This is a genomic window from uncultured Aquimarina sp. (assembly GCF_947492405.1).
Taxonomy (GTDB): domain Bacteria; phylum Bacteroidota; class Bacteroidia; order Flavobacteriales; family Flavobacteriaceae; genus Aquimarina.
Window position 1 is genome coordinate 638,602 of the sequence record NZ_CANLMP010000002.1, and the last position, 11,812, is coordinate 650,413.

At 34.1% G+C, this 11,812-nt stretch carries 12 protein-coding genes; 10 read left to right on the forward strand and 2 right to left on the reverse strand.

Annotated elements, in window-relative coordinates; genetic code table 11:
• Positions 1-88: 88 nt before the first annotated feature.
• Positions 89-1,756, reverse strand: a complete 1,668-nt coding sequence (locus Q0829_RS09075; RefSeq protein WP_298541852.1) for a hypothetical protein — start codon at positions 1,754-1,756, stop codon at positions 89-91.
• 6 nt (positions 1,757-1,762) lie between these two features.
• The gene (locus tag Q0829_RS09080; protein ID WP_298541853.1) at positions 1,763-2,044 is read right to left on the reverse strand and encodes a hypothetical protein; all 282 of its coding nucleotides are present in this window, start codon (positions 2,042-2,044) and stop codon (positions 1,763-1,765) included.
• Between the two features lie 320 nt (positions 2,045-2,364).
• On the opposite strand from Q0829_RS09080, the gene Q0829_RS09085 reads away from it, so the two are divergent.
• From Q0829_RS09085 to Q0829_RS09130, 10 genes are read left to right on the forward strand one after another with little or no spacing between them, the layout of a single operon-like run.
• The gene (locus tag Q0829_RS09085; RefSeq protein ID WP_298541854.1) at positions 2,365-3,195 is read left to right on the forward strand and encodes an SDR family oxidoreductase; all 831 of its coding nucleotides are present in this window, start codon (positions 2,365-2,367) and stop codon (positions 3,193-3,195) included.
• An 11-nt stretch (positions 3,196-3,206) separates the two neighbouring features.
• The gene (uxuA, locus tag Q0829_RS09090; RefSeq protein ID WP_298541855.1) at positions 3,207-4,391 is read left to right on the forward strand and encodes a mannonate dehydratase; all 1,185 of its coding nucleotides are present in this window, start codon (positions 3,207-3,209) and stop codon (positions 4,389-4,391) included.
• A gap of 20 nt (positions 4,392-4,411) precedes the next feature.
• Positions 4,412-5,251 (forward strand): 5-dehydro-4-deoxy-D-glucuronate isomerase, encoded by an 840-nt coding sequence (gene kduI / locus Q0829_RS09095; RefSeq protein ID WP_298541856.1) that lies wholly within the window; start codon positions 4,412-4,414, stop codon positions 5,249-5,251.
• Positions 5,252-5,259: 8 nt separating this feature from the next.
• Entirely contained in the window at positions 5,260-6,057 is a 798-nt protein-coding gene (locus Q0829_RS09100; protein WP_298541857.1) for a gluconate 5-dehydrogenase, read from the forward strand.
• Positions 6,057-7,301 (forward strand): DUF4861 domain-containing protein, encoded by a 1,245-nt coding sequence (locus Q0829_RS09105; RefSeq protein WP_298541858.1) that lies wholly within the window; start codon positions 6,057-6,059, stop codon positions 7,299-7,301. The genes Q0829_RS09100 and Q0829_RS09105 overlap by 1 nt, the downstream gene beginning before the upstream one ends.
• A gap of 1 nt (position 7,302) precedes the next feature.
• Positions 7,303-8,298: a sugar kinase gene (locus Q0829_RS09110; RefSeq protein WP_298541859.1), complete on the forward strand. Its 996-nt coding sequence runs from the start codon at positions 7,303-7,305 to the stop codon at positions 8,296-8,298.
• Positions 8,299-8,964 (forward strand): bifunctional 4-hydroxy-2-oxoglutarate aldolase/2-dehydro-3-deoxy-phosphogluconate aldolase, encoded by a 666-nt coding sequence (locus tag Q0829_RS09115; RefSeq protein ID WP_298541860.1) that lies wholly within the window; start codon positions 8,299-8,301, stop codon positions 8,962-8,964.
• A 4-nt stretch (positions 8,965-8,968) separates the two neighbouring features.
• Positions 8,969-9,949, forward strand: coding sequence for a TRAP transporter substrate-binding protein (locus Q0829_RS09120; protein ID WP_298541861.1), 981 nt, complete (start codon positions 8,969-8,971; stop codon positions 9,947-9,949).
• Positions 9,946-10,407 carry a TRAP transporter small permease gene (locus Q0829_RS09125; RefSeq protein WP_298541862.1) on the forward strand — a complete coding sequence of 154 codons (462 nt, stop codon included), beginning with the start codon at positions 9,946-9,948 and terminating at the stop codon, positions 10,405-10,407. The genes Q0829_RS09120 and Q0829_RS09125 overlap by 4 nt, the downstream gene beginning before the upstream one ends.
• A gap of 10 nt (positions 10,408-10,417) precedes the next feature.
• Positions 10,418-11,713, forward strand: coding sequence for a TRAP transporter large permease (locus Q0829_RS09130; protein WP_298541863.1), 1,296 nt, complete (start codon positions 10,418-10,420; stop codon positions 11,711-11,713).
• Positions 11,714-11,812: the final 99 nt, after the last annotated feature.

Sequence of the window (11,812 nt, forward strand, 5' to 3'; positions counted from 1 at the left end):
TTTTTCCTTAATAACGTTAAGCTCTCCAAAATATTAAAAAAATGTTAATAACTTAACATTATCTCAATTCTTTAATCAACTAGTTTTTCTAATCATCCAGTCTTTTCGAAAGTTGATAATTGTACAATGAAGGTATAAATTCCATTGCTACATTAGTAAAACTAGTATAGACCTTAGGGTTATAATCAATTTCTATTTTTTTGTTACCCCAAACTCCAATTACCCTAGCATTTGGACCATTATTCATTCCATCTAATTTTATAAGTCCTTCTGACTCAAGCTTGCTTAGAAAATTCACTTTTATATTCCAAAAAGTACTATATGATCCATGAGAAGGTTTCCAATATCCAGCTCCTCCTCCAGCAAAAAGAGGATATGACTTATTTTTTTGAGGATCCAAATGCACTGTTATTCTTTCAAACAGATTTTGATGATTAACTCCAGAATGTTGATCAAGAATAGGGTTTTTAAAAACTTCACAATTGCTATAGACATTTTTTGTAGAAAATGTATTAAAACTTAATGGATGCATGGTGTCATTATAAACAGATAAGTTTTTTACTAAAACATTATGAACACCTCCAACTTGCACTGTATAATGTCCTTTTTTATCACCTTTAGTTACAATATTCTCAATAGTAACGTTTGCTATTGCCTCTGTTAATATTCCGCTATCAGCATTTTCTACAACTATATTTTGAACCCAACTGTTAAAGATTCTTGTCAAGTAAATACCATTATATCCTTGTTCTACATGGTGAGCAATCCGATTAGAAAAAGGAAATGTTATTTTGAAATTTTGAATCCCGACTTCTTCCAGATGATCCCATTTTATAATTCTTACATTATATTCAGGAATGACATTTAACAATAGAGGGGATTTAATTGTAACTGAATTTTTAGAAACTTTTTCAATTTTGATCTGCTGTCGAACTAGTGGTAGATCAGGATAATTCCAATGATGAGATCCAATTTTTAAATCTGTATCTCCGTACAATTCATTAAGTATTGTTCCCTCTTCTCCTTTTTTATTAAACCATTGCATTTCTACAACATCACCAGACTTAAGGTCTACATTTTTATCAATTTCAAAAGTAAGCGCTCCACGATTTGCAGTATCAACAGTTGCCAAAACCTCTGGTAAAACATCATATTTTTTAAGATAAGATTTTACTCTAGCACCTGGAGTTCTTGTCCATAACATACCACCAGACCACGAATACTGAGAAAAAGGAAGAAAAATGTTATTTTCTTTCTCTTTTTGAATTTTATCAAGTTTTACCAAATACTCTCTAAGCTCTTTTAAATCTTCAGGATCTCTTAAGTACATCATAGGTCTAGGACAAAAAATCTCTGTCCCTTTCTTTCCTACTCCACAACCATTAAGAATGATATTACTCCGTTCGAAATACAATATTTCGCTTAAAATTATCCTCCCAGGTGGCAATTGAATCAATACTGCTTCCTTTAATTCGTGTGCTTTTTTAAAGATTTTCAATAATGCTTTAGAGTCGTCTTTTCCATCATTTGCTTCTACTCCAAAATCCGTAGCGTATAGTGTCGTTATATTTTTAGGCACTTTGATCTCTTTTTCTCCAAATTGATAACCTGCATAACTATAATCCGGAATAAAAACATCTTTATTATTTACTAAGTCCAGTAGTTCCTGTTCATCCTGAGCAGAAATTTTAGCAAATAATAATAGGGATAGTAACCAAAAAACCAAATTCAGATTATTCGTATTACTTTCCTGCATTATAAATTATTGTTTGATAATCTGATAAACAGATGAGTTATATGAACCAGAAGTTGTCAGAATATATAAGGTTCTATCGAGATAGCTAATGTCAATTTCTTTATCATTATTAGATATTAATAATTCATCCTGAAGATCACACGGTGTAGCGCCGTAAGATTCTTCAATAAGTTGATATGTATTATCCGTTCGATCAGCCGTAAACAATGTAACCACATCTTGTGTGCTAATGCTAAATGGTAATAGTATATTAGGTAAAAATATTCTTAGGGGTATATTACCAATCATTACAATAAATTTTGAAATAGACTACTTCAAAACTATTAAAACTTCTACTATCAGTAGTTCAGTTTAAGGGTGTCAATTGTTCAAATAATTAAAAAAACTCTTAAAATTTCATCTTTATCTTATTATTCTTTCCTAATACTAATCATATAATCAAACTTTTAATAAAAATCGTTTTTCGCTAACAAAAACCATAAAAAACTAATAATCAGATTCTTGTACTTTTTTATCCTATTTTCTGTATGATCCTTTTACAAAAATTGATTTGTAATTGTCATAAAAGCTTCAAATTTGAGATAGTTGAATATTTTTCTCTTTTCTATATGAATAATAAAGTAATAGTACTTACAGGTGGCGGTGGTGTTTTAGGTAAAACGATGGCATTGGCCTTAGCTAAAAAAGGCGCTAAACTAGCGATTCTAGACTTGAGAAAAGATGCTGCTGAAGAAGTGGTAAAAGAAATTAAAGTACAAGGAGGAGTTGCAATTGGTGTTGCTGCAGATGTACTTAGTAAGACATCCTTATTAAAAGCGCGAACTGAAATCAACGCCAAACTAGGTAGTTGTGATATTTTAATTAATGGCGCCGGAGGTAATCATCCTAAAGGAACTACATCCAATACTCACTTAGTTTTAGAAGATCTTGAAAATAAACAAAATGACTTTAAAACATTCTTTGATTTAGATTCAGAAGGAATTCAATTTGTTTTCAACCTTAATTTTATTGGAACATTATTACCTACCCAGGTATTTGCTAAAGACATGGTCGGTAAAAACGGTTGTTGCATTCTTAATATTTCTTCGATGAATGCTTTTACACCTTTGACCAAAATACCAGCTTATAGTGGCGCAAAAGCGGCTATATCAAACTTTACGCAATGGCTTGCCGTACATTTTGCAAAAGTAGGTATTAGAGTAAACGCATTAGCACCCGGTTTTTTTCTAACAGACCAAAACAGATCGCTACTAACAGACTCCGAAGGAAATCCAACACAGAGAGGAAAAACAATTATAGAGCAAACACCAATGGGTAGATATGGAGAACCCGAAGATCTTATTGGAACAACAGAGTGGCTGTGCGGAGAAGGTTCCAAATTTGTAACAGGCATTGTGGTGCCAATTGATGGAGGTTTTAGCGCATTTAGTGGTGTTTAAAATACATAAATATGAATTTAGAACAAACATGGCGATGGTATGGACCCAATGATCCGGTTTCATTATCAGATATAAAACAAGCCGGAGCGACTGGTATTGTATCCGCATTACATCATATTCCTAATGGAGAAATCTGGACTATTGAAGAAATATTAAAAAGAAAGAACCTCATAGAAGCATCTGGACTCAATTGGTCGGTTGTAGAAAGTGTACCCATACACGAGAATATCAAAACCAAGTCTGGAAAATATCAAGAGTACATAGAAAACTATAAAACTACTATCAAAAACTTAAGCGCTTGTAAAATCCATATCATCTGCTATAATTTCATGCCCGTTTTAGATTGGACCAGAACCAATTTGGAATACGAAGTATCTGACGGATCAACCGCATTACGATTTGATGCTACAGAATTTGCCGTTTTTGATTTATTACTACTTAAAAGACCAGGAGCAGAAAAAGAATATACAGATACACAAATAAAGGCAGCAAAGACTTTAGAAAAACAAATGTCTGACGCTCAAAAGAAGCTACTGGTTAACAATATCATCGCAGGCTTACCTGGCGCAGAAGAAGGTTATTCTTTAGAAGACTTTAATGCTATTTTGGATACATATAAAAATATTGGAGCTAAAGAACTAAAGGAGAATTTATATTCATTTTTAAAAGAAATCATTCCAATTGCCGAAGAATCAGGAGTACTCATGTGTATCCATCCTGATGATCCACCATATCCAATTCTAGGTTTACCAAGAGTAGTAAGTACCGAACAAGATATTATGGATTTATATAACGCAGTGGACTCTCCTAATAATGGACTTACGTTTTGTACAGGATCTTTTGGATTACGTAAGGACAATAATTTACCTGCAATGATCGAACGCCTGGGAAGTCGAATACATTTCATACATCTAAGAAGTACGAAGAGAGATGACAAAGGTAATTTTTATGAAGCTAATCATTTGGAAGGAGATGTTGATATGTATGAAGTGATGAAAGCTTTAATCAATGAACAAAACAAAAGACATAAAGCGGATAGATCTGACTTAAATATCCCAATGCGACCAGATCATGGTCACAAAATGTTAGACGATCAACTTAAAAAAACAAATCCAGGATATTCAGCTATCGGAAGGCTTCGAGGTTTAGCTGAACTTAGAGGTTTAGAATTAGGAATTAGAAAATCAATAAGATAAAGAAATTAAAATATAAAATTATGGCTACTGCTTACGAATCCAGATATGCATCCCATCCTAAAGCTGTTAAAGCTATGGATACGACAGAATTAAGAGATGAATTTTTAATTGAAAACATCATGCAATTGGGGCAAATCAATCTAACATATTCTCATTATGACAGATATATTGCGGGGTCTGCAGTACCGAAAGACACCTTAAAACTAGAACCGATTGACCCTTTAAAAGCAGAATATTTTTTGGAACGAAGAGAGCTTGGAATCATTAATGTTGGTGGGAAAGGAGAAGTTGTCGTGGACGGAACTTCTTATGACCTGGAATATAAAGAAGCCTTATACGTAGGAAAAGGAAATAAAGATGTATTGTTTAAAAGTCAGAGCGAATCCAACCCTGCTAAATTTTATATCAACTCCGCACCAGCGCACCATAGCTATCCAACAGTAAAAGTAACAAAAGAAAAAGCTAATAAAATAGAGTTAGGATCCTTAGAAACGTCCAATCATAGAACCGTATTACAATTGATTGTTGGTGGCATTGTAGAAACCTGTCAATTACAAATGGGGATGACTGAATTAAAAAAAGGCAGCGTTTGGAACACAATGCCTGCGCATTCTCACGATAGAAGGATGGAGGTGTATTTCTATTTTGAAGTTCCTAACGAGCAATCTGTTTGCCATTTTATGGGACAAACTCACGAAACCAGACATATCTGGATGCAAAATGAACAAGCAGTAATTTCTCCACCATGGTCTATTCATTCAGGCTCAGGAACTTCTAATTATACCTTTATCTGGGGAATGGCAGGAGAAAATCTGGATTATGGAGATATGGATACATGTGAAATAACGGCTCTTAAATAAATACACCTATGTCATCATTATCTTTATTTGATTTAAAAGGTAAAAACGCACTAATAACGGGTGCAACTCACGGTTTAGGAATGGCCATGGCGAAAGGATTAGGACTTGCTGGGGCTACTATCATTGTAAATGGTAATTCTTCTCAAGAAAAAATCGACAGTGCGGTTGAGACTTATAAAAATCTTGGAATACAAGCCAAAGGCTATAAATTCGACGTAACCAATGAAACAGAAGTAATACAAGCTGTAAAGCAAATTGAGGAGGAACTTGGAGCCATCGACATCTTAATTAATAATGCTGGAATTATCAAACGTGTTCCGCTAGAAGAAATGGAAGTCACTGACTTCAAAAAAGTGATTGATGTAGATCTGGTAAGCCCTTTTATAGTTTCCAAACATGTGGTAAAAGGAATGATCAAACGAAAATCAGGAAAGATTATAAACATCTGTTCTATGATGAGTGAACTGGGTCGAAATACAGTCGGTGCCTATGCTGCTGCCAAAGGAGGACTAAAAATGCTTACTCAGAATATGGCAACCGAGTGGGCAAAGCATCATATACAAGTCAATGGTATTGGTCCTGGATATTTTGCAACAGAACAAACTGCTCCCATCCGTGTGGATGGACATCCTTTTAATGATTTTATCATTAATCGCACACCTGCCGCAAAGTGGGGAGATCCCAATGACCTGGCCGGTGCAGCTATATTTTTAGCATCCAAAGCCAGTGACTTTGTAAATGGTCATATTCTCTATGTGGATGGAGGTATTCTAGCTACTATCGGTAAACCCGCAAATGAAACGTAATGAAACATTTATTTATTCTTATCTCCGCATTTATCTTGATTGCTTCAAGTTGTAAAAAAACTGAAAAACATACCGTAGAAACAAAATACATCAGCTTTAAAAACACTTTAGATATTAACCGGGTAGATGAAAGCATTATACTAACCAGAGATAAAATAATATCTATACTTGATAGCATTCCTAATAATAGAGTTCCTATACTAAAGGATTCATCAGGAAAAATAATTCCTTTTCAACTTGATGATCTAGAAAAAAATGGTAGTTGGGATGAGTTTAGCCTGGTTCTTGACTTTACACCAAATCAAACACTCAAGTTAGAATTAACCACTATTCCTACAGAAAGCATTCCCTCTTTTACACCAAGAACAAATATTAGATTCGGAATTGGAACAAATAAATCAAATGTAAAAGAAGTATTAGAACAAAAGCGTATAGGAGATCCCAGAGCTAATGACAGTATTTTCTACCAAATGGAAGGACCTGCATGGGAGAATGATAAAGTAGGTTTTAGATTTTATTTTGATCCACGTAATGGTATAGATATTTTTGGTAAAACTACTTCAGAACTAATCCTTGACAGAGTTGGTCTGGGAGAAGCAAATTATCATGAATTAGATGATTGGGGGATGGATATTCTAAAAGTAGGAAATTCATTAGGTGCAGGAGCATTAGCTATAAAATATAAAGATTCGCTTATAAGAATCACAGGAAAAGATCAAGCTGAATTCAAAGTCATTACTGAAGGACCAATACGATCCGTTTTTGAAATAATGTATAAGAATTCGAAAATTGGAGATCAAACAATAGATATTGTTCATAGAATTACAATCTGCAAAGGGCAATGGGGATATCAAAGTGACGTTTTTTTTAGCGGTGTTACGGATGACATGAAATTAGTAAGTGGTATTGTCAATCTCAAACCTAACAAACCGTATTCAAAAACTTTAAAAAACTATTACACCTTAGAAACCTTTGGTCCTCAATCAGAGAATAATGATGCGCTAGGAATGGCAATCATTGTCTCAAAAGAAAATTTTATAAATAAAGGCGAAGCTCCACAGGAAAAAGAAGATATCATACAAACGTATTACACGGTTATGAATGCTTCAAATAAAAAACCTACCACCTTTTATTTTCTTTCGGGATGGGAACAATCTGATGAGCAGTTTAAAACGTATACCGGGTTTGAAAAAATGATTAACAATATGACCGAAAGACTATCAAATCCAATACTGATTCAATAACATGAAGAAAAGAGTTGTCACTTTAGGCGAAGTACTAATGCGTCTCACTACTGCATCTAATGAGCGTTTCGAGCAATCGGATTCGTATGCTGTGCATTTTGGTGGAGCAGAAGCCAATGTTGCCATCTCTTTAGCACAGTGGAACATTTCTGCTGCTCATATCACTTCATTTCCTTACAATCCTATCGGAAAAGCAGCATTTAATTATTTAAAAAAAAATGGCGTAGACACTAAGTATACCAAGTTTGATGATGGAAGAATGGGACTTTATTTTCTAGAAAATGGAGTGATGCAACGATCTTCAAAAATAATTTATGATCGTTATGATTCTTCTTTTTCTAAATTAGATCCTACTCTTTTTAACTGGGACAACATTCTAAAAAATGCAGATTGGTTTCATTGGACTGGCATTACTCCTGCAATTTCAGAATCTGCTGCTCAAATATGTTTGGAAGCTCTAACCGTAGCTCAAAAGCTGGGAATTACCGTAAGCGGTGATATTAACTACCGAAGAAACCTCTGGCAGTATGGGAAATCACCTTTAGAAATAATGCCCAATCTTATAAATAAAAGTAATGTTATTGTAGGTGGATTAACGGATTTCGAAAATTGTTTAGGTATTTCAGCTAATAATTTTGAAGAAGGATGTAAAAAAGTACAACAAAGATATCCTACGGTACATACTATATCCAATACGCATAGAGAAATTATATCTGCCACTTATAATAAACTGTCCGGAGTATTATGGACTAATGAAGAACTCAAAGTGTCGAAAGTCTATGATATGGAAAATATAGTGGATCGAATCGGTGGTGGCGATGCTTTTATGGCAGGGTTAATTTATGGACTACTGCATAAAAATGATCAAGATGTAATAGAGTTTGCTGTCGCTTCATCCGTCCTGAAACATAGCATTCTTGGTGATGCAAATTTGGTTTCTTTAGAAGAAGTAGCGCAGTTGTTACAAGGTGATAACATAGGAAGATTATTGCGATAAATGAAATACTCAAAAGAACATATAATTGGAGTGATGGAAAATACAGGGCTGATTCCTGTTTTTAACCATTCAGATATTAGCATAGCAAAAGAAGTATTAGATGCTTCCTATCAAGCAGGTATTCGAGTATTTGAATTTACCAATAGAGGTGAAAAAGCATTGGACGTATTTACCGAATTATATAAATATGCTTCTACATATGATGATTTGATTCTGGGTATCGGAACTATTTTTACTGAAACTCAGGTCCAACAATTTCTTGATGCTGGAGCAGGTTTTATAGTTTCTCCCGCCTTGATTCCTGAAGTTGCTGATTATTGTAACAAAAAAGAAATACTATGGATTCCTGGCTGTGCTACTATCACTGAAGTATATACCGCTCATCAACTAGGAGCACAACTTATTAAAGCTTTTCCTGGTAATGTTCTTGGACCCAATTTTATAAAAGCTGTCAAAACCGTGTTGCCACAGATAAAAATAATGCCTACAGGAGGTGTAGAACCAACTTTAGAAAATCTTAAACTTTGGTTTAATTCGGGTGTTAGTTGTGTTGGAATGGGATCACAGCTTTTTAATAAAAATGACATTAAAAATAAAAACTTTTTAAAACTAACAGAAGATATCAAAGAGTCCCTACAACATATTCAAAAAGTGAAAAACACATAAAACTATGAGGATCAGGATACTATTATTACTTTTTATAGGATTACTTGTATTAGGATCTTGTTCTACAGAAAAGGAAACTAAAATACTCAGACTTGCACATACCTTGGACACTAAACATCCAGTGCATAAGGCGATGATCATTTTAGGAGAAAAACTTGAAAAAAAATCTAATGGTACCCTAAAAGTGAAATTGTATCCAAGTGGTCAATTAGGCGCAGAGCGCGAATGTCTGGAATTACTGCAAATAGGAAGTCTTGACATCACCAAAGTTTCTGCTGCCGTATTAGAAAATTTTATTACTGAATACAAAGTTTTCAGTATCCCATATTTATTTAGAGACAGACAACATGCATTTCAAGTATTTGATGGTACTATCGGAGATGATATGCTTACCAAGGGGGACAAGTATCGATTAAGAGGGCTTACTTTTTATGACGCGGGAAGCCGTAGTTTTTATACTAAAGAAAAATCAATAAATACTCCTGAAGATCTGAAGGGCCTTAAAATTAGAGTCCAAAAGAGTAATATGGCGGTAGCTATGGTCAATTCTTTAGGAGGTTCCCCTACTCCAATTTCATGGGGTGAATTGTATACCGCGCTGCAACAAGGTGTTGTAGATGGGGCAGAAAACAATCTTCCCAGCTTTTATACTTCCAAACATTATGAAATATGTAAATATTTTAGTTTGGATCAACACACTTCTGTGCCAGATGTTCTATTAATTGGTTTAGACACTTGGGAACGGTTATCTAAACAAGAGCAGATTTGGTTAAAAGAAGCTGCTAAAGAATCTACTATCGAGCAACGCAGATTATGGGCTGATTCTGAAAAAGAATCTTTGGATGCTATAACTGCATCAGGAGTTGAAATTATAACACCTGATAAAGTTTTGTTTGAAAAACAAACGGAAAGCATTAAAACGATGTTCCGAGATCAACCAGAAATGCTATCACTGATTAAGAATATCAAAAACACGAATCAATGAGAAAAATAATTGATACATTTTTAGAAAAAGTGCTGATTCTGATATTTTCTATAATGTTGTTTAGTGTCATATGGCAAGTGTTTTCGAGATTTTTATTAAAATCTCCAAGCACAATTACAGATGAAGTTTCTAGCTTTTCTCTAATATGGTTAGGTCTTCTGGGAGCAGCATATGCAACTGGAAAACACTTACATCTCGCAATAGATTTAATTCCAAGTCATATTGTAGCAAAAAAGCAACAACTATATGATGGAATTGTTCACGGGGCTGTATTGATTTTCGGTTTTTTAGTAATGGTAATTGGTGGTACGAGACTTTGTTGGCTTACGTTTGTATTTCAACAAAAATCGGCAACACTAGAGATTCCTTTAGGATTTATTTATTTGGTAATACCTATCAGTGGGCTATTGGTTTGTTACTACTCCATCGAAATTCTAATTCGAAAAAAAAGATTTTAAAATATGTTTTATGAATTATACTGAAGTTTTAATCCTGACCCTTAGTTTTTTGGTATTACTTTCCATACGTGTTCCTGTTGCTTACGCTATTGGACTTTCCGGATTGTTTACACTCATGGTAGCTATGCCATTTATGCCTTCAGTAACGACATTGGCACAGCGTATGGCAACATCTTTAGATAGTTTTACACTTTCTGCTATTCCCTTTTTTATTCTGGCCGGTCAGATTATGAATAAAGGAGGGATTGCTGTACGACTCATAAATTTTGCAAAAGCTATCGTAGGACCTCTTCCTGGTGGTTTAGCTTTTGTAAACATATTTGCTTGCATGCTTTTTGGTGCGATATCCGGTTCTGCAGTTGCTGCAGCCTCAGCAATTGGAGGGTTTATGAATCCAATGATGGAAAAAGAAGGATACGACAAATCTTTTAGTGCTGCCGTGAATATTACCAGCTCTACAACTGGATTATTAATTCCTCCGAGCAATGTCTTGATTATATATTCTCTAGCAAGTGGTGGGGTTTCTATTGCAGCTCTATTTGTAGCAGGATATATCCCTGGATTACTTATTGGACTTGCTTTAATGCTGGTTGCGGGTGTTTATTCAATAATAAAAAAGTATTCTACAGAAAAACTTGTGAGCTTTAAGGAGTTTTTTAAAAGGTTTTTAGACGCATTACCTAGCTTATTATTATTAGTTGTAGTTATTGGAGGAATCGTAGCGGGAATTTTCACAGCCACCGAAGCTTCTGCTATTGCCGTAATCTACACTTTTGTATTAGCAATGGTGTATAAAGAAATTTCTTTTAAAAATATTGCATCCATACTTTTGGAAACGGTAAAAACATCATCAATTGTACTACTATTAATTGCTACCTCTATTGCTATGTCTTGGGTGATGTCTTATGAAAACATTCCTCAAGAAATTAGCAATGCTCTACTTTCTGTAAGCGAAAATCCAATAGTAATCCTGATTCTTATCAATCTGATTTTATTATTTGTTGGCGTCTTTATGGATATGACTCCTGCGATATTGATCTTTACACCCATATTTTTACCTATAGTTACGGATTTAGGAATGAACCCTATTCATTTTGGTATTGTAATGATCCTGAATCTTTGTATAGGATTGTGTACGCCTCCCGTAGGTTCTGTGCTTTTTGTAGGATGTAGTGTTGCAGAATTAAGTATTCAAAAAGTAATCAGACCCTTAATGCCATTATTTTTAATTATGATTCTGGTGCTGGTTTTAATTACGTATATCCCAGAACTAAGTTTATCGCTACCTAAATTGTTTGATCTATAATAAACATTAGATAATAAAAGTACATTTTCATATTAAGAGATTTTCTATTTACAATTATTGCTGTTAAGTTTTAAGATACAATCAAAGTATAAAAATGAT